The following is a 16,809-nucleotide window of genomic DNA, read 5'->3' as shown; positions in this document are numbered from 1 at the left end:
TCCAGGTTGGTCGCCACCACCGGCAGGCGGAAAATTACATCGGCGGAACCACGCCATTGGTTCCGACAACCACGCGGCTGGAACTCAGCGTGCCGTCAGCCTCACGCTGAGCGTTGACGAAGACGGTCGCGCCCGGCTTGAGATCGGTCGTTTCGGCCTGGGCAAAGGTCACGACTGGCGTGCTGTCGGGGATCGAAATCTTCTTGGTCTGCCCGTTGTCGTAGGTCAGGGTCACGGCTCGCCCGTTGATGTCGGTGACGTCGGCGACAGTGCCATTGGTCATACGGCTGTTCGGCTGCAGGTCCCAGGGACGGTCGCCCTCGCCGGTGCCTTTCAAGGCGGCCGGGAAAATCACCACTTCCAGTGCGCCGCTGCCGCCATCCGCCTTCGAAACGGAAGCAATGCCGAGGAAATCGCCCTGTTTGATGTCCTTTTCGGAGGCGCTGGCGACGCCCGAAATCTTCCAGCCGGTATTGAGCTTGATCGCGGAAGTCTCGCCTTGGCGGGTTTTTACAGTCAACAGCGATGGGTCGAAACTGACCACCGTACCACGCACGCGCACCGCGTCCGCGGCTTGAGCGCCGCTCACGGCGGCAACGGAAAGGCTTGAGATCGTGCCGAGCACGACCATGACAATCTTGAGGTTCATTGCAGGGATCCTTCTGGGAACGGGCTGGCTGGAACCGGATGGTTTTCACCCCAGCGCATCAGAACAACGAACAGGTGGGTCCAAACCTCCGGGCAAAAAGGTGTTGGCGTGTTCAAAAGAACTTGATGGCGCCGATATGCGTGAAACCGCCGCGTCGCATGCCAGAGGTTCACGATAGCGTGACGGCCTGTTTGGCTCTTGGCAAATCGCTGGCGAGCGGGCATGTTCCGGCCGTCTCAGGCAACACTCCATTTTGATCAAACGCTTTCAGCCACCGGAGTTGCCAATGCCCTACAATGCAACAAGCCATGCCCTCTCCGAACCGTTAGCCAGTGAGATCGGGCCGGATTACACCACCCTCAGAGCCATGCGGGAAACCCGCGGATACAGCGTGGAAGAGCTTTCCCTGACTTGCGGCCTCTCGGTCGGCGAGATCGAGGATATCGAGAACGGCCGGGCGGCCGATCCCTCGAAGCTGCGCCGTATCGCGTCCGCGCTTGGACTGCCCCAGGACGCTCTCATCGCTTCCGCCGCACCGACGCCGGCCGCGCAAGGCCGACCGCAGGCATAGATCAGTACAAGTCATGCAAGAGAACCCGCCAAGGCCCGTTTGGCGGGTTTCTTGTTGATCTGACAGTGTTCTCCGGCAGGCCGGGCTTGCCCATTTGCCGATCGCACGTGTTTATACGGGCTGCATCCAAATCCCTGCCAATCGCCTAGCCTGAATAGGGTTTGACCCATGGTTTTTCCGATATGAGCCTGGACTCCGTTCGTGCCTTCTTCGCCGCTCATGCGCCCGATATCGAGGTCATCGTCACGCAAGCAAGTTCCGCGACGGTGACGCTGGCGGCGGAAGCGCATGGCGTTCTGCCGGCGCAGATCGCCAAGACCATCTGCCTGCGCGTCGGCGACCGCACCATGCTGGTGGTGACCAGCGGCATCGCCAGGCTGGACAACCGCAAGTTCAAGGACCAGTTCGGCGGCAAGCCGCGCATGCTGGACGCCGAGGAAGTTGTCGCCGCCACCAGCCATCCGGTCGGCGGCGTCTGCCCATTCGGCCTACCGGCACCGCTGCGGGTCTACTGCGACGTGTCGCTGCGCGAATTCGCCGAGGTGGTGCCGGCTGCTGGAGCCACCAACGCGGCGGTGCGGATTGCACCGCAGCGGATGGTTGAGCTGACCGGCGCTGAATGGGTGGATGTGTGCCAAGGGTTAAGTAGCTCGGCCGGAACATCAGGGCGCCCTGAGAGTTTCCATGGCGGCTAGGGTTCCAACGCCCCAGCAAGTCCCGTCATCGTAGGGGCGCCCGCCGCTGCCGTGAATGGGGCGGCGGGCTAATTCATTGGCTTCACCCAGACTTGATGTCGCCTAGTGGTGCTTGACGGAACATTAGCCATCCCTAAAGGTTGATGCGTGCGGCAGGTGGTGCCCTCCATCGCCTGCCGTAGATCGGGCCTCCGATCGGCCCGCGCACCTCTGGCCGAGAGCGCGGGCTTTCAATTTGTTCCAGGCGAGGCAATGGCCGACAAGCCTGCAACACCCTACGTCATGAGCGTCTTCGAGAAGCCGCACTGGCGCACGGTCCTGACCAAGGACAAGCCTCCGACATGGCCAAGGAGATCGGCGACGAGGTGAGGGTCGAGGAGATGCCGGCGCCCGCCGGGGAGGTCAGCTCACTTCGCGCTGACGAACTCTTTGTTTTTCGAGGAACCGCTTGGCGTGTTCGCCCCACTCAGCAGCAGTGGTTTTGTGCTCTTCGACGTATTTGTCAAAAGCCTTGCGCAGAGCGTCAAGGTCAAAAGCCCAAAGCTGTTCGCCGTCGTCGTCCTTCAGCATTGCGTCACCAACCCCAGATTGAATCGACGGTACGCCCCCTCAAGTAAAGCGTTCAAGAACCTATCTTGACTTTTTCTGGGTGCATCTTGGGTTGAGGCGGCTTGACGCGCAGGACTTGCGCCATGTCGCTCATCACCGCGCTCGACCTGACGGATGTCGATTGCGACTTGGAGGACACGGCAGACGACGAGCCATCGCTCGGATGGGGGCACAGCGGCGGGCAGTCATTCCTGTCTGGCACGGCCCACCGAGGCGAGTTTGGCCCGCTGCCGCTGGTGGCAGGTGTTCTACTTAGCGGGCGTCAGAGCGATCATTGTGATGTGCTTTCGCGCCTCGACCCGTAAAAGGCAATGTTTGGGGATATCCGGCCATGTTGCCTTGGCGCATTCCTCATCAGTGGCGATAGCGGGAACTGGCGTCACCGCCGGTTGCGAGCTCGCTGCCTGGCTGGCCGAGGAAGCAAAAAGCACGGTTTGAGTGATGAGGGCCGACACCAGGGCGATTTGAGCGAGGAAGGCAGCAAAGGCGATGTTCTTGACCATTCCGGAGAACGCGCTGGCCCACGCTGGGTTCCTGGGTCGGCAAAATTAAGCCCGCTGCCTCACCGCGCTCGCCATGCCACCGTGGCGTGTTAGGACCGCTGCCGCTGGTGGCGGGTCTTTAATTTGGCGCCATCGGAACAAAGAGATCGGCCATTGCTTTCAGGTAACGGAGGAACTGATGCCAAATAAAGCCAAAGAGCCACGGCCGGTGCCAAGCCCGAATGTCCATCATGATGACGAGGCATCCCCTGAGCCGAAACATATCGATCCGCCACCGCGAGACGTGCGAGAGGCACCGGCACCAAATCCAAACGGCGACAAGAATTCCTAACCGCCCGCACGCAGGGTAGCGCCCGCCTCCTCCCGGGTGGCGAGCTTTCCCGTTGAATGACTTCAGTCGATGTTCAGCGGGTTGCTGGCGATAAGTCGGACGCCAAGCGCACGTTTGCGTTTGAGAACACTACGAAGGCGAATAACAGCACTGCAGAAGCTACAATAAGCGAACCGACGGCGACGATCGGCTCAAGCGCCGTATTGCCTTGCAGCATCAAATACAGCGCCGGCAGCATGATCACCAACCCGACGTTATACAGGCCGTAGTGGATCATCGCCATTTTCCGCGCTGCCTTTGCCGGATTAAGGGCGTAGTAGCCGCCGAAGATTGCGCTTGTGACCCAACCTAAAAGATTGATGTGGGCATGCGCCGGAAAGGCACCGTGGTCGCCCGAGATCGCCATCTGTAAGCCGGCCCCGATCCCCAGAATGAGCCACACAACAGCTGTCTTACAAAAGAGATCCGAAACCTTCGGCATGACATTAGTCCCCAAACCGATTCAACACACTCGATGTTAGGGTTTCCTAAAGTAACAATGCAATCGAAATCAAGGAACACCCACAACGCCCCGACCGTGTGCCTCACAGTGGCGGGCTTTCTCATTTACCTTCACGATTTCCTCCGGCTGTTTTGACTGGCCCCCACATACCGCCTGTAAAGCTGTCGGAATCGGCGATCTGCAGGACGTTTGGCTGGTCCCTTTGATATTTCTCTCCGAACCAACCTTCATATTCGATCTGAATTGGAAACTCGGCCTGCGCCTTCCAAAAGCTTCGGCGCGGGTCTCTACGGGTCAGACCAAAAGAGCATGATGTTCAGGCGCCGTTTTGCAGGAGACGGATTACGCGCCCCACATGCAGAACCAGTCGGTAGTCGCAGGAACGCGAGCGAATTGGGAGGGGCAGTTACCCCTTGCGTGACCCTCGAAGAAAATGGGCTGGGAAATTGAGGCGGACTTTGGGGGTAAGTCCTTGTTCTAATTAATGGTCGGAGTGGCCGGATTCGAACCGACGACCCCTTGACCCCCAGTCTTAATTACTAGGTTTTATAGCCATTCCTATCGTTGCACGGAGTAGGCCAAAACCGCAGAAATCCAACAATATCCAACTTGTGCCCACTTGACTAATATGCTGCCGCTGCCTAAGTGCTGGCTACACAGTGGCTATAAACGGGGGTGGACGTGGCTAAAATCAAGATCACGGCGGCGGCAGTTTCAGGCATCATGGAAGGCGCCAGGCCGAACAAAACAACTTACTATTTTGACGATGACCTAACCGGTTTCGGCCTCTACCGGACGACAGGCAACACAGGAACGTATTTCGCCGAATATCGGCCCGTGGCTGGCGGCGCCAAAAAGCGATTGAAGCTCGGCCGCGTCGGCACACTAAAAGCCAATGAGGCGCGCGAGGCTGCGCGCAAGGCGATTGCGAACGCTGCGCTTGGCAAGGATTTGGTCAAAGAGCGGTCGGACGAGCGGGCAAGCGGAACGGTAAGGCAGCTCGTCGCCGACTACATTTCTGAAAAGGAAATGAAGGAGTCGACACGCGCGTTCTACAAGATCACGCTGGCCAAACATATCGAACCGCAGATGGGTACAACGAAAGCCGTTGTCCTCACTCGTGTTGACGTACAGCGCGCACATTCCGCCATGTCGAAGAAGGCGAAGTACTCCGCCAATCGGGCAATGGCTTTGCTGTCGGCGGCCTTTGTGTGGGGCGCCAAGCGCGGTTATGTTCCCGAGGGCGTGAACCCGGCCGCAAAGATCGACAGAAACAAGGAGGAAGCCCGCGAGCGGTTCTTGTCGGCTAACGAGATGGCAAGGCTGGGCGACGCTATGCGCGAAGCTGAGACGATCGGCGTTCCGCACAAATCATCTGAGAGCAAGCACGCGCCGAAAGAGAAGAACAGGACCGTCTACGGCCCACACGTGACCGGCGCCATTCGATTGCTGATGCTGACAGGCTGCCGCTTGCGGGAGATCCTGAACTTGCGCTGGTCCGAATACGACGAGAAGCGCGGACTGTTGTTGCTGCCCGACTCAAAGACCGGTCGCAAGACCGTAGTGCTATCCGCGGCAGCACAGGCGGTGCTGGACGCATTGCCGCGCGTGGGTAAGTTCGTGATAGCCGGTCATTCAGCAGCAACAGAGCATGAGGCACCGCGCGCCGATCTTAAGAAGCCGTGGGCAGCAATAGCCGGGAGGGCCGGACTTGGTGACGTTCATCTTCACGACTTACGCCACACGTTCGCGTCGGTCGGCGCTGGCGACGGCATGTCCCTGCCAATCATAGGGAAGCTGCTCGGCCATGCCGATGCAGGCACGACGCAACGCTACGCCCATCTTCATGTCGACCCTGTGCGCGCCGCTGCGGATGCCATCGCGGGCAAGATCGCCGACGCGATCGGAGGCAAATGAAATGGCACCGCTTCCAAAGGGATTTAGTCTGCAGGTCCTTCCGATCGAGGCGGCACTAAGCGAGGGGCGTACCGAGGATGCCAAAACGCTGATGGTCGATGTTCTGCGCTCAGGCAAGGCGGACGCCGTCGTACAGCGGCTGGCGGCTGACATGCTCAAGCCACCGAAGAGGCCACGGGGAAGAAAAAAGGCTCTGCCGCGATATTGGTTGGAGATCGGCGAGCAGTTTGGTTGGCTCCGCGATGACGGGGTTCTTTATGAAGAAGCGCTGCGAAAACTGGCAAAGAAGTTTGGTTGCTCAGAGACGCACGTGCGCAAAGCCGTCACAACATTTCAGGAGGCCAAAGAGGCCCACGACATGGAAAACCGCGAATAAATCCCATTTCTTTGCATAAATTGAATAGGCGAAAACGACTATCTACCTCCATGCAACAAGGTGCACGGAGGTAAATGCATGGCAAATATGCGAGTTAGCCAAGCGGCCGATTACGTCGGCCTTTCCAAATCCTACCTGGACAAGGCCCGATGCTATGGCACCGGCCCGACGTACATAAAGCTCGGAAGCAGTGTCATTTACAGCACGGAAGATCTTGATGCGTGGGTGCATGCAAACAAGTGCGCGCCGTCAAATGACAACGACCGTGCGAGGGCCGCAGCATGAAGCCCATCAGCGAAATGACCCTAGAAGAACTTGACGCCGAACTTGCCGCCCATCCGAGCGGTGCAGGCCTGGCGCAAGACGCGGTGGGAGGCAGCGGCCTAGCCACCCTTGCCCCCACTATAAAAACCTCCCGCCGAACCAACGGCGGCCACTTCCAAATGGGAAATCACTTTTGAAAATCTTATCGCTTCGGCCGGAACCACCGGGCGGCGGAGCCGTGCGTGCACGCTTCGACGTCGAGATGGATGACGGTATCAGACTCTATGACCTGAAGCTCGTCCAGGCGCGCGCTGGCTGGCGCGTCTATGGCCCGCAACACCACGGCGGCGCTGTCGTAACCTTCCCGATCGCTATTGCAGACCAAATCTCAGCGGAGGCAGTCGCCCTTGTCGAACACCAATCCTAAGGGCGAGTCAGAGCCCTGTCCCTATAAAGTTGGCGACCGCGTCGAGCACCCGAAGTTAGGCCATGGGACAGTCGTCAAGTTCGTGCCGCCTGGTGGTCAAGTAAAATTCGACGTAGGCGGCCCTCACCCGGTTGGTTTCGCATTCATGGACTACCTGTCACCATCGGACGTTCCTGAACCGCCGCCAAGGAAGCCGAAGGCTGACAACGACAATGGCCCCGTTGACCCTTGGGCGCGCTACACGCACCCGCCGCTGCCGTCCGGGTTGCTTCCTCCTGTTATCGAGGAATACGCCCGCGTCCAGGCCGAGATGATGGGCGTCGATGCTGGGGGGCTTGCCGCTGCGGCCTTGGCCGTCTGTGCGGCAGCAATTCCGGACAGCATTCAGTTGAAGGTAAAGCGCCATGACGACTGGATGGAGTCTCCGAGAATTTGGGTCGCGTTAGTTGGCAGCCCGAGCACTAAGAAGAGCCCGATAATCACCAACGCCACGGCTCCTCTGAAGAAAATCGATCGTGAACTCTACCGGGCTTACGTCGAGGCCAAGGCCGAATACGATGCGCTAGAAAAAGAACCAAAGAAGACCGCATCGGCACCGAAACATGTTCGACTCCGGCTCGAGGACACCACCATCGAGGCGGCGCAAGAGGTTTTGAAAGACAGCCCGAACGGCGTTCTCTGCCTTCAGGATGAGCTTTCTGGCTGGTTCGGTTCCATGGACAAATACTCCGGCAACCGCGGCGCCGCGAAAGACCGCGCCTTCTGGCTCCAGTCCTTCAACGGCGGGAACTATACCGTCAACCGGATAGGCCGGGGCGATGTCTGGATCGACAATCTTTCCGTCTCAATGCTCGGCGGGATCCAGCCGGAACCGATGCGGAAAGTGGCAGGCGATGCCGTTGATGACGGGTTGCTTCAGAGGCTGTTTCCTATCGTGCTGGGCAGTGCGTCTATCGGGAAGGATGAGCCCACACCGCCAGTCGTTGCAATGTACGCGGCACTTGTTGATAGGCTCCACGGTCTCAGCAAGCCCCTCGCCGGCAGCCTGGTGGAAGTGCCGCTGCGGTTTGACAAGGGAGCGCAAGCTATCCGTAATGAACTGGAGGAAAAACACCACGCCATGGCTGCCGGTTGGGAGGCGATGAATAGGAAACTTGCCGCCCACATTGGCAAGTACGACGGATTGTTCGCTCGCCTATGTGCCATTTGGCACTGCATCGAGTCGACGGGAAACCGCCCGGCATCCGAGGTGAAGGAAGACACGGCGCGCCGCGTAGCAGCATTCCTGCACGACTTCCTGTTCCCGCACGCCATTGCCTTCTATGCGGATGTACTCGGGCTTTCCGAGCGCCATGATGCGTTGCTAGCGACCGCAGGCTGGATTCTTGCGCACCAGCCACCAAGCGTCACAGTTCGGAGCGTCCGCCGTGGCGACACCGTTATGCGTGCGATGGACAACTACGAGGCGCAAGCCGTGCTGGACCGGCTTGACGCCTTCGGGTGGCTAGAGCCCGTCCCCACCGCAAGGAGGGACAGCATGCAATGGACCGTACGGCCGGCCGTTCACACGCTATTCGCCGCCAGAGCAGGCGAAGAGGCGGAACGGCGGCGGAAGGTTCGCGAGATAATTGCGGATGCCGCGCGGTTGAAACAAGCGGCTTAATCGAAGTGTCACCGAGTGGCCCTTGTGCGCGTGAGACAGAAACCATTTTCGTTCTCTTCTACCTCCAAGAGGACGATGATTTTCTCAATCGTCTCACCCGCGCAAGGGACGGTCAGTGACGTGTTCCTAGAAACGAGGAGACTACCCATGAAAGCATTCGACAATGAGCAGCAACGTAATTTCAATAGAACCATTCGAAGCCGAGTACGCTGTGCGCCAGATGGGCGGCGGTGAGAAATGGTACTCATGCCGAGTGGTCGGCATCGCTGACGACAGCCCGCACGATTCTGGCCGGTTTCTGATCATCACCGACGACGAAGATGGCAACCTCTACACCGGAAGCGCCAATAAGGTGCGGCGGGCCGAAGCATGATGGGAGGCGCCAATGGCTGCAGCAAGAATGACAAACGGCGAAACGGTGCAAGTTCGTCGGATTTCGTGGGAGGCGCTTTGGAAAATCCGGCCAGACCTAAAGCCAGCGAATAATGGCCGCGCGACCTCAAGTCGATCACGCGGCCAGATTGCCTCAATAACCGTCCGGGCAGCGATCGACATAGACGCGGCCATTGCGGCCGCGGTACCGGCACTGGCCAGCCTCGCTAGCGTGTCCAATGACTGCACCAGCAATGGCTCCAGCGGCGCCGCCTACGATGGCGCCTTGCACCGGATTACCAGCGACGGCGGCACCAATAGCTGCTCCACCGAGACCGCCGACCGCGGCACCCTGTTCCGTCCGTGAGCATGCCGCAATGGGGATGAGAAGGCTCAAAACGAGCAATGTCTTTTTCATGATTTATCTCCAGCGACCCAAATCGGGCCGCGACTCAAATTTCCAACCCGAACTTTCGATCCATCGCGATGCAAAAATTAGCTTTCACTAATTGAATCAAACCGTCACGCACTTTGCGGACGGCTCTACCGGCTACGGCCGGTTTCTCTGATGGGATGACCACCCAAAATGAATGACGATAATCCAAAAAGAGCAGAAGACTTTGCGAGCCTGGCCGACCGCAGAACTTGGCTGGACAGCCTTCCGGACGAGCGCGTTCGCATTACCACAACGCCGACGCAGAAACGTCTTAGAGCCGCGAACGACAACAAGCGGCTTGCCGCCCTGGAGGCCGTCGACGCACTTCTGGCTCCCCATGTACCGAATTGCCTGCCTGACACCTTTGAGACACTAGACAAGGAAGGCGTAGGTGCGGGATGGCGTATGCGGCCCAGTATACAGGAGATACAGCGCGCCATGCTCGGCCGCGTATTTGTGCGCACCGGCTTGGGGCAGACCCATTCTGAGCGGTGGCAGTACCGGACTTTGCACATTGGCGCGCTTACATTCACGATGTGTCGCCGCACGGAGCGCGGCCCCGTCTTGGCATTTGGCAAGGTTGTGACTGGCGACATCATTATCCCGGCCGGCGCCATGATAGGGCGCGGTCTCAGTAAAAAAGGCACAACATTAAAGCCTTCGGAATATAGGACATTCGAAAAGCCGGCCATAAAGGCGACGCGAAGCGCAACGTGCGTACGGGACTACGTCAATCTCGCCGGGGCCTGGGAGCCAGAGCCTTATCGAAGGGTGGCAATACAACCGCTGTCGGCTGGCCGAACGCCCTTCTTTTCGGGTGCGAACGAGCGCGCCATTGCAGCATCTGCATTGCTTGCCGAGGCGTACGCCAACACGCCTAACCTGCCACTGGTCACCTCCCTCCCCACTGCCTACGGTGCTGCGGACGGTTTTACGGGCGGTGTGTCGCGCGTCCACGGCAGCGGATCCAGTCACGATGGACACGGGAAACGCGCGTCCGACGAAGCCATCCGCACGGTCGTGAAGAGGTGGCTCTCTGAAAAACTCGATGGCTTTGACATGCGAATCCTGTCGCTTGCCACCAGTAGCGCAACGTCGAGCGAATCTGGAGCAAACCTTGGCATGACACGGCACAGATTCGTGCGCGCGGCGAACGACGCGCTGGAGAAAGTGGCGATGTTGTTGGTTGCTTCGACAGAACTTGCCACAAATCCGGCTTTAGCTTGGAGGGTAGAGACATCACCACACAAGCTTTGCGCCTGACGCCTCGTCACCGTCATGCGTTAACGCGCTCTTTCGGCCAGTAGCCGAGGGCGCGGTCAATTCGCACCTTTCTGGTGCGCCTCCACTTCCCAATCCGACTGCCTCGTCAGGGGCGGTCGTTGATCGAGCCAGCGCGTTCTCGTCGGAGATTTGCGCTGGCTACCGTTTCTCGAGCTAAATGAAGGATCAAAGATGGCCACCGCGAGAGCAGAGGCAAAGCACAATCCTGCGCAAGATTTAGAAGCGATTTCGCACAAGCGGCTCGCGTTTACAGAACGCGGCAAGGATATTCTCGCCGCCCGGCTCGAACTTGAGCACCAGGGTATTCGGCCCGAGGAAAGGTCGAATTGGGGACCAGATCCCCGCGATTTGGCGGCATCGATGTTGGACGGCTCTGCGTTGCCCGCCGCTCGATCTCCCACACCTGGCGAAGAACTTTTTCAACTACTGGTCGAGCAGCAGGCCGTCACCATCGCACTCGACGAGCTGGCCGAACGCGAAAACCAGGCACGGCGCATCGCGGCTGCGGAAGCGCTCCGTGAAACAGCAGACGAGTGGCGGCGGCTGGTGCGGCGTCGCGCGATGGCGGTCATCGAGTTGCGCCAGGCCAACCAAGAGGCCGCCACCTTTAGGGAGCGCCTAAGACGCATTGGTGGGAACAATCCAAATCTAATAGCAGACGCCACCAGCGGACCGCTGTTCGGCCCGCCTGTGGTCGGCGATGGTGCGTACACGTTTCTAGAATCCTGCGTCAGCGCGGGAATTATCTCCAAAAAGGAAATCACCAATGCGGCATGAACTTTTCCACACAGGCGCCCGTATTCGGGCATTCGACAACGACGCCGCAGCCCTAAAGGCTGGCATGTTCTTCCGTGCTGCGCTGCATGACGGCGACGATGTCGCGAAAGCCTGGTGCGCCAAAAACGGCGTGGCCATTCAGAAGGCGCAAGGTGCTGGCGTAACCAAGACGCTGAGTTCGCAAGCCGAAGCCAACGGCACATTCGGCGGCTTTCTTGTCCCGACTGAGGTTGAGGCCGGAATCATCAAAATCCGCGCACTAGTGTCAACGTTTCGACGCAACGCTGACATCAAGCGGATGGGTTCGGACACACGTTCATTCCCACGGCTCGACACTGGCCTGACGGCTGCCTTCGTCGGCGAAAATGCCCAGATCGCCGAACAGGACCGTTCTTGGAGCAGTGTTACGCTGACTGCCAAAAAGGCAGCCGCTTTGTCACGCATGAGTTCCGAATTGGGCGATGACGAAACGATCGACGTTGGCCAGGATTTCGCCGAAGACGCAGCCTTCGCAATTTCAAAGCTTGAGGATGATTGCGGTTGGAATGGTGACGGCACAGGAGCTTTTGGCGGCATCACCGGGATCACCACGAAGCTAATTGACGGCAATCATGACGCCGGAAAGATCGTGGCGACAACCAACAACGATACGTTCGATGAGATCACGGCCATCGACCTGGGCACAGTGGTTGCAGCGTGCCCGGAATATGCCTTGAGCAACGCAAGGTGGTACGCCTCTAGCTACGCCATCGGCCGGACATTCGTTCGTCTCGGCGCGACTGTCGTCGGGCTTGAAATGACACCAAACGGGCCGAAGCCCATCTTGCAATACGGATCCTATCTCATTGAACCCGTGCCCAGCCTGCCGGGCAGCGGCGATCAGTCGGGCAAGGTGATGCTCGCATTCGGCGATCTCTCCATGGCGGCAACGCTCGGGGACCGCCGCGGCGTCACCGTTAAGACTACTGAGGAACGCTACCTCGAGTACGACCAGATCGGCTGCCGTGCCACGGCGCGTTTCGATATCAACGTTCACGACTTGGGCAGCAACACCGTTGCCGGGCCGCTGGTCGGTCTGATCGGAAACTGACGCTATGACGATGTTCGTTCCATCAGCCAAATTTGCAGAATTGGCTACGGCCGGCTCGACGGCAGGACAAGGCGTGCGGGTAACTGCACGTGCCATGCCAGACGCCTCTGCGGTGAGCCGGAAAGTTCGCTACGTCCTGTCCGACGGGAGCGTCGACCGCATGTCGGACACGATCAACCCCAATGGTTGGCAGCTCGATGAAATCCGGCGAAATCCGGTCGTGTTGTTCGGGCATAAAAGCGATGAGCCACCCATCGGCAAACTTTCTGGCTTGCAGGTGGTGGGCGGGAAGCTGATCGGCGACGTCGAATTCGCCGATGCGGAGACCTACGCGTTCGCCGACACGATCTTTCGCCTAGTAAAGGGCGGCTACCTCCGCGCCGGATCTGTGGGCTTCGTTCCAATCGAATGGAAGTTCACGACCGATCAGAGCCGAAAAGGTGGTGTCGATTTCCTGAAGCAGCAGCTCTTGGAATTCTCGGTGACTCCAGTTCCAGCAAATCCGAATGCACTTTCAGATGCGCGCTCTAAGGGCTTGATCCCGACGTCTCACATGCGCGCCCTCGAGACAGCTACGGCGACGCCAAGACTGGATGCGGCCCGGCGCCGCTTCGCGCAAATGAGCCGGTAGTAAATCAAATATTGGGCAGCCAGACGGGCAGGTCCAACCGGCGATCGAGGTGCCCGTCGGCCTTCGATCGCCGGCCTTTCTCTATACAACCCCAAGAGCATGCCGCAACCAAAGGTGGTAGGCGGTCTAAAAATGTTGTGGCGGAACCCCTTGGGACCGCTTCGGGGCTTACCTTTGCTAAAGCGTTAGAAAAAAAGTTTTCGTCGGGATTTCTAGTGAACACCGCACGGGGATGCGCATCAGCTATCTCTGCGGGCCGCTGACCAGCGAATGGTCGCCGCTTGCGGATGATGAGAGAAACACCAATGGCTCCTCGTTGATTCCGGTGGAAAGCATGAATGTCGTCCCTGTACTGATTTCGGGTGCATTGTCGACGTGTTAGAGACCTGACTCGAATTAGTTCTTTGGGAGGGGAATTTGAGTGACGAGGCGCCGAAGGTCGTCCCACTGCGCGATTTGTCGTTGATGGCACTTGGCAGGCTTGATGCCTTTCTACTTTTTGTCTTCTATTTGGCGAGCCTCGGTTGGGCCGGATATAGGCTGATTCCCATTCTTGTAAATGCTGATCAGGGCGTTCTTCCCGAACTGATGATAATTGAAATTTTGTCGTTTTCGGCGCTAGTAGGTTCAGCCATTTTTTACGCTCGAAAGCTTTATAAGGCGGGTATCAATGGTACTTATGATTTCTCTCCCGATGGCATGTCTGTAAATCGATTATCAACTATCGCATACTTCATTATTCGGATACCAACCGCAGTAGTCATCTCCATTGTACTATATGGAATTTGGCGGATAAGCATCGATTTGGCGATACAAAACGATTTTAGCGCTGGAAAGACATCTTCACGCTACTTGTTTCTGGTAATGGGCTTCTTTTCAGGATTTTCATCTGGCCGAATTATAACATATTTCGAAACTGAAGGGTTGCGGTTCGCAACCAGACCGGGCGAGACAAATGGTAAGCGCTGAGACCGCCAAAAGGATCCAGGAGCTAGAGAAGCTTGCCGCTCGGATACTTGTTTTGAAGCGACGTGTCCGCCCACGTAGACCGATCGTTATCGAATTCTCGGGTTCACCAAAATCGGGCAAGACATCAGCTCTTAATTCGTTAGACATTTTCCTCAGACGAAACGGGTTCAGAACAAGGGTTCTAACTGAGCGGGCTAGCGTGTGCCCCATCCCGAACAAATTTGATCCTGTTTTCAATGTGTGGACAGGATGCGCCGCTCTCAATCAATTGATGGACACGATTGCCAACAACGCGCTTAGGGTTGATGTGATCATTATGGATAGGGGGTTCTTCGATGCCCTATGCTGGTTTGAGTGGCAGCGGACCAACGGACTCCTACGGGAGGATGATTATAGCCGCTTTGTCGATTTCTTTTTGGCTCCGCGTTTTCGAATGATGATCGACCTAGTGTTAGCCTTTGATGCGTCCCCGGATACGTCCATAGAACGCGAGTATCGAAACTTGCTAACCAGAAAGGAGGGAAGTGTCATGCGCAAAGAGGTTTTGGCTTCCTATCGGGAAATAGTGAGGACGTCTCTCAAAAAATACGAGCACATGTTCCGTCAAGTTACGATGTCTAACACCGATCGCAAATCTCAAGATGAAGTGAGCTATGACATAACAAAGCTAACTCTCGAAAAGTTAAGGGGTATAGCTGATGAGAAAATTGGCCATATACCGAAATCGAAAATAGATTCCGGTCTGAGTTCTGTGTTCCGTTTCGACGAGATACGCGCTGCTGTGGAAAATTCTATGACCTATGCAGAACGCGAGGCGGTTGAGCACGATCCTACCCTGGTCCAGTTGCTTCCAATCGCGGTGATTAAACAGCGGGGGGAGCCTCTCATAATGGTCGGGCGAAAGGCGGAGAAGGCTGTGTCCGCAAAGTCTCCGGAACGCAAGAAGACACTTGGATACTTCGGTGGTCATGTCAGAGAAGAGGACTCAAATTTTCTTGTTAACAAAAACAATCTCGAGGTGCTCAAACAGTGCCTATATCGAGAAGTCAAAGAAGAAATTGGAATAGATGTTGACCCTTCCGAAGACAATCCGTATTGTATTTGGGTTCGCGATGGAACAAAATCGGAGAATCATCTTGCCGTTGTCTTTGTCATAGAAAGAGACCTACAGAATACAAGAATAACCGTCGATGGCGAGGAGATGGTGCGTTACGAGAAGAAGGGTGTAACTGGTACTGGGGCGATATTAAATACCGCCCAACTTCTAAAGCGGGAAAAGATCGACAGTTGGACAAAAAACATTATAGAAAAGATCATCGGGTCCCAAAATACCGAAGATGCTTTTCAAAAGGGCCTCTTCTGAGTTTTTGACAAATCTTGTCCGCTAGGGGCCGCCCCATAGAGGCTGCCTTTCATTTTAGGATACCGGTCTTACGAACCTCCGCAAGCAAACTCGCTACCAAGTCGCGATAGCTGACGCGGGCCTGCTCCGCCATCGGCAGCGAGTTCCAGGCGGTGAGCTCTGCGATCAAGTCATCGCTTCCCACCATAGGCGCCGAGGTAAGCACTCCGAATTTATCCATCACGATTGCCACGGTACCATTTCCCCCATGCCCAACCGCCGCCATCCTGCGAACGCGAGCATCGCCGTCGACGCGAACGTCGAACAAAACAACACCGCTGGTCTTCTCAGCGACGTCACTTACTCGATCTGAAAACGGACGATTCATACCGCTCCCGTTGGCCAGCGACTGCTCCAATAAGACCAGTTCGACCTCTTGCGGCTTCATGTCGGGAGTATGAGCGAGCGCTCATAGTCAGCAATCCGGCCAGAGCCTTTTCACACAGGAAATATCCTGGCCACAGCGCGCTTCGGCGGGTCTTCACACTTTCCGTTGGCCGCGTCTGGCGATGAATGGCCGTTCTGAGCGCAACCCGAAGTTGTTATGCTGTTCTCTGCCGCCGGCGCCACATTCTATTGTCGGTGGCGCGACCGCTATCACCCTCATAGCGAGGTAATGATGGAGTGCCCTCGTCGAAGACAATTCCGGCGTCCTCAAACGACCGGCGGATGGCCGCGATGTTGTGGGGACGCGATTTCCTAGAGCCGTTCTCAAAACCGCAGATCGTCATTTCGCTAAGATTGGCCTTTGCTGCAAGTCGCACTCGCGACCAGTTCAGCAGGGCTCGTGCTGCCCTTGATTGATCTGCTGAGAGTAGGGTTCGTCGGCTGTCCATAAGATTTGAACATTCGATCTGGCTAAAATGTTCCCTCGACATGTCTGCGAGAATCGCTTCCGAGAAGGCCACACAGAGAGCCGCCAGCGCGGGATAGGATTGGCGGCGTAGGCAAGGCCGAGCTAGAATTTGGACCTTCGCGCCGCGACGGCAGCGAGGAACGCTTTCGCTGCGGCGTCGCAGGCGACACGCGATGGCCCGTTCGCAAGCAAGATCACGTCCGCCGCCTTCAACGTTAATCCGTGTTTTTCGGCGAACGCTTCAATCTCGTAAGGTCGGTCGGCTGAGTCGGTTTCGACGGCGGGATGCTTGTTCATGAGCCACTTCATATTGGGATCGGCTCAATCGCGCGACTTACGGATCCGTAAGTCCCCCGTGTTCGCCGCTGCCTCATTATGGGCGCGGGAGACGCTTGGCGTAGGGGAGCGGCCCGCGAGCACGCAGCGCTGGCGGCCATTTGGATGCCTCATTATGGGTCACACTAACTGGCACCGCGATTGCATCG

The 16,809-nt window shown here is 57.6% G+C and carries 20 protein-coding genes; 13 read left to right on the top strand and 7 right to left on the bottom strand.

Translation table 11 applies throughout. The annotated features are described in order from the left end of the window. Positions 1–34: 34 nt before the first annotated feature. Positions 35–649, bottom strand: a complete 615-nt coding sequence (locus tag EB235_RS24380) for a hypothetical protein (RefSeq protein WP_027028532.1) — start codon at positions 647–649, stop codon at positions 35–37. Between the two features lie 286 nt (positions 650–935). Between EB235_RS24380 and EB235_RS24375 the strand changes: the two genes are divergently transcribed. Beyond that, entirely contained in the window at positions 936–1,220 is a 285-nt protein-coding gene (locus EB235_RS24375) for a helix-turn-helix domain-containing protein (RefSeq protein ID WP_027028533.1), read from the top strand. A gap of 182 nt (positions 1,221–1,402) precedes the next feature. Next, positions 1,403–1,915 carry a YbaK/EbsC family protein gene (locus tag EB235_RS24370; protein WP_051429551.1) on the top strand — a complete coding sequence of 171 codons (513 nt, stop codon included), beginning with the start codon at positions 1,403–1,405 and terminating at the stop codon, positions 1,913–1,915. Positions 1,916–2,317: 402 nt separating this feature from the next. On the opposite strand, the gene EB235_RS24365 is transcribed toward EB235_RS24370, so the two are convergent. The 3 genes from EB235_RS24365 to EB235_RS24355 form a co-directional block, all read right to left on the bottom strand. Beyond that, positions 2,318–2,485: a hypothetical protein gene (locus EB235_RS24365; protein WP_167334835.1), complete on the bottom strand. Its 168-nt coding sequence runs from the start codon at positions 2,483–2,485 to the stop codon at positions 2,318–2,320. 287 nt (positions 2,486–2,772) lie between these two features. After that, the gene (locus tag EB235_RS24360; protein WP_051429552.1) at positions 2,773–3,027 is read right to left on the bottom strand and encodes a hypothetical protein; all 255 of its coding nucleotides are present in this window, start codon (positions 3,025–3,027) and stop codon (positions 2,773–2,775) included. 404 nt (positions 3,028–3,431) lie between these two features. Continuing rightward, complete coding sequence (locus EB235_RS24355; protein WP_027028534.1) at positions 3,432–3,839, bottom strand: hypothetical protein; 408 nt, start codon at positions 3,837–3,839, stop codon at positions 3,432–3,434. A gap of 702 nt (positions 3,840–4,541) precedes the next feature. Here EB235_RS24355 and EB235_RS24350 point away from each other — a divergent pair. The 5 genes from EB235_RS24350 (at position 4,542) to EB235_RS24325 (ending at position 8,880) form a co-directional block, all read left to right on the top strand. Further along, complete coding sequence (locus EB235_RS24350) at positions 4,542–5,777, top strand: tyrosine-type recombinase/integrase (protein ID WP_032926169.1); 1,236 nt, start codon at positions 4,542–4,544, stop codon at positions 5,775–5,777. Between the two features lies 1 nt (position 5,778). After that, positions 5,779–6,153 (top strand): hypothetical protein, encoded by a 375-nt coding sequence (locus EB235_RS24345; RefSeq protein ID WP_027028536.1) that lies wholly within the window; start codon positions 5,779–5,781, stop codon positions 6,151–6,153. A gap of 502 nt (positions 6,154–6,655) precedes the next feature. Further along, positions 6,656–6,844, top strand: a complete 189-nt coding sequence (locus EB235_RS24335) for a hypothetical protein (RefSeq protein WP_245268727.1) — start codon at positions 6,656–6,658, stop codon at positions 6,842–6,844. A gap of 145 nt (positions 6,845–6,989) precedes the next feature. Further along, positions 6,990–8,507 carry a DUF3987 domain-containing protein gene (locus tag EB235_RS24330; RefSeq protein WP_027028539.1) on the top strand — a complete coding sequence of 506 codons (1,518 nt, stop codon included), beginning with the start codon at positions 6,990–6,992 and terminating at the stop codon, positions 8,505–8,507. Positions 8,508–8,670: 163 nt separating this feature from the next. Continuing rightward, on the top strand, positions 8,671–8,880 hold the full coding sequence (locus tag EB235_RS24325; protein ID WP_155256218.1) for a hypothetical protein: 210 nt from the start codon (positions 8,671–8,673) through the stop codon (positions 8,878–8,880). Between the two features lie 153 nt (positions 8,881–9,033). Here the strand turns inward: EB235_RS24325 and EB235_RS24320 are convergent, their stop codons facing one another. Then, a complete protein-coding gene (locus EB235_RS24320) occupies positions 9,034–9,297 on the bottom strand; it encodes a YMGG-like glycine zipper-containing protein (RefSeq protein WP_080680693.1) in 264 nt (87 codons plus the stop codon). A 168-nt stretch (positions 9,298–9,465) separates the two neighbouring features. Here EB235_RS24320 and EB235_RS24315 point away from each other — a divergent pair, with 168 nt between their 5' ends. From EB235_RS24315 to EB235_RS24290, 6 genes are all read left to right on the top strand, one after another. Continuing rightward, on the top strand, positions 9,466–10,578 hold the full coding sequence (locus EB235_RS24315) for a hypothetical protein (protein ID WP_027028541.1): 1,113 nt from the start codon (positions 9,466–9,468) through the stop codon (positions 10,576–10,578). Between the two features lie 192 nt (positions 10,579–10,770). After that, on the top strand, positions 10,771–11,376 hold the full coding sequence (locus EB235_RS24310) for a hypothetical protein (protein WP_027028542.1): 606 nt from the start codon (positions 10,771–10,773) through the stop codon (positions 11,374–11,376). Then, a complete protein-coding gene (locus EB235_RS24305) occupies positions 11,366–12,466 on the top strand; it encodes a phage major capsid protein (protein ID WP_027028543.1) in 1,101 nt (366 codons plus the stop codon). Before EB235_RS24310 ends, EB235_RS24305 begins: the two co-directional genes overlap by 11 nt. A gap of 4 nt (positions 12,467–12,470) precedes the next feature. Further along, positions 12,471–13,097, top strand: coding sequence for an HK97 family phage prohead protease (locus tag EB235_RS24300; RefSeq protein WP_155256220.1), 627 nt, complete (start codon positions 12,471–12,473; stop codon positions 13,095–13,097). A 417-nt stretch (positions 13,098–13,514) separates the two neighbouring features. Continuing rightward, the gene (locus tag EB235_RS24295) at positions 13,515–14,066 is read left to right on the top strand and encodes a hypothetical protein (protein WP_155256222.1); all 552 of its coding nucleotides are present in this window, start codon (positions 13,515–13,517) and stop codon (positions 14,064–14,066) included. Further along, complete coding sequence (locus tag EB235_RS24290; protein ID WP_155256224.1) at positions 14,053–15,429, top strand: hypothetical protein; 1,377 nt, start codon at positions 14,053–14,055, stop codon at positions 15,427–15,429. The genes EB235_RS24295 and EB235_RS24290 overlap by 14 nt, the downstream gene beginning before the upstream one ends. A gap of 49 nt (positions 15,430–15,478) precedes the next feature. On the opposite strand, the gene EB235_RS24285 is transcribed toward EB235_RS24290, so the two are convergent. Both EB235_RS24285 and EB235_RS24280 read right to left on the bottom strand, forming a co-directional pair. Continuing rightward, positions 15,479–15,856, bottom strand: a complete 378-nt coding sequence (locus EB235_RS24285; protein ID WP_027028545.1) for a hypothetical protein — start codon at positions 15,854–15,856, stop codon at positions 15,479–15,481. Positions 15,857–16,426: 570 nt separating this feature from the next. Continuing rightward, on the bottom strand, positions 16,427–16,621 hold the full coding sequence (locus EB235_RS24280; protein WP_027028546.1) for a hypothetical protein: 195 nt from the start codon (positions 16,619–16,621) through the stop codon (positions 16,427–16,429). Positions 16,622–16,809: the final 188 nt, after the last annotated feature.

It is taken from the genome of Mesorhizobium loti R88b (assembly GCF_013170845.1).
In the GTDB taxonomy this organism is placed as follows: Bacteria; Pseudomonadota; Alphaproteobacteria; order Rhizobiales; family Rhizobiaceae; genus Mesorhizobium; species Mesorhizobium loti_B.
Note: the sequence above shows the minus strand (reverse complement) of the source record. Positions and strands in the feature narration are given on the sequence as shown.

What these genes read in the sequence shown, in the direction of transcription:
- EB235_RS24380 (WP_027028532.1), bottom strand. Translation starts at nt 649, where the DNA reads ATGAACCTCAAGATTGTCATGGTCGTGCTCGGCACGATCTCAAGCCTT.
- EB235_RS24315 (WP_027028541.1), top strand. Translation starts at nt 9,466, where the DNA reads ATGAATGACGATAATCCAAAAAGAGCAGAAGACTTTGCGAGCCTGGCC.
- EB235_RS24330 (WP_027028539.1), top strand. Translation starts at nt 6,990, where the DNA reads ATGGACTACCTGTCACCATCGGACGTTCCTGAACCGCCGCCAAGGAAG.
- EB235_RS24325 (WP_155256218.1), top strand. Translation starts at nt 8,671, where the DNA reads ATGAGCAGCAACGTAATTTCAATAGAACCATTCGAAGCCGAGTACGCT.
- EB235_RS24370 (WP_051429551.1), top strand. Translation starts at nt 1,403, where the DNA reads ATGAGCCTGGACTCCGTTCGTGCCTTCTTCGCCGCTCATGCGCCCGAT.
- EB235_RS24345 (WP_027028536.1), top strand. Translation starts at nt 5,779, where the DNA reads ATGGCACCGCTTCCAAAGGGATTTAGTCTGCAGGTCCTTCCGATCGAG.
- EB235_RS24310 (WP_027028542.1), top strand. Translation starts at nt 10,771, where the DNA reads ATGGCCACCGCGAGAGCAGAGGCAAAGCACAATCCTGCGCAAGATTTA.
- EB235_RS24290 (WP_155256224.1), top strand. Translation starts at nt 14,053, where the DNA reads ATGGTAAGCGCTGAGACCGCCAAAAGGATCCAGGAGCTAGAGAAGCTT.
- EB235_RS24365 (WP_167334835.1), bottom strand. Translation starts at nt 2,485, where the DNA reads ATGCTGAAGGACGACGACGGCGAACAGCTTTGGGCTTTTGACCTTGAC.
- EB235_RS24375 (WP_027028533.1), top strand. Translation starts at nt 936, where the DNA reads ATGCCCTACAATGCAACAAGCCATGCCCTCTCCGAACCGTTAGCCAGT.
- EB235_RS24355 (WP_027028534.1), bottom strand. Translation starts at nt 3,839, where the DNA reads ATGCCGAAGGTTTCGGATCTCTTTTGTAAGACAGCTGTTGTGTGGCTC.
- EB235_RS24285 (WP_027028545.1), bottom strand. Translation starts at nt 15,856, where the DNA reads ATGAAGCCGCAAGAGGTCGAACTGGTCTTATTGGAGCAGTCGCTGGCC.
- EB235_RS24300 (WP_155256220.1), top strand. Translation starts at nt 12,471, where the DNA reads ATGACGATGTTCGTTCCATCAGCCAAATTTGCAGAATTGGCTACGGCC.
- EB235_RS24320 (WP_080680693.1), bottom strand. Translation starts at nt 9,297, where the DNA reads ATGAAAAAGACATTGCTCGTTTTGAGCCTTCTCATCCCCATTGCGGCA.
- EB235_RS24305 (WP_027028543.1), top strand. Translation starts at nt 11,366, where the DNA reads ATGCGGCATGAACTTTTCCACACAGGCGCCCGTATTCGGGCATTCGAC.
- EB235_RS24360 (WP_051429552.1), bottom strand. Translation starts at nt 3,027, where the DNA reads ATGGTCAAGAACATCGCCTTTGCTGCCTTCCTCGCTCAAATCGCCCTG.
- EB235_RS24280 (WP_027028546.1), bottom strand. Translation starts at nt 16,621, where the DNA reads ATGAACAAGCATCCCGCCGTCGAAACCGACTCAGCCGACCGACCTTAC.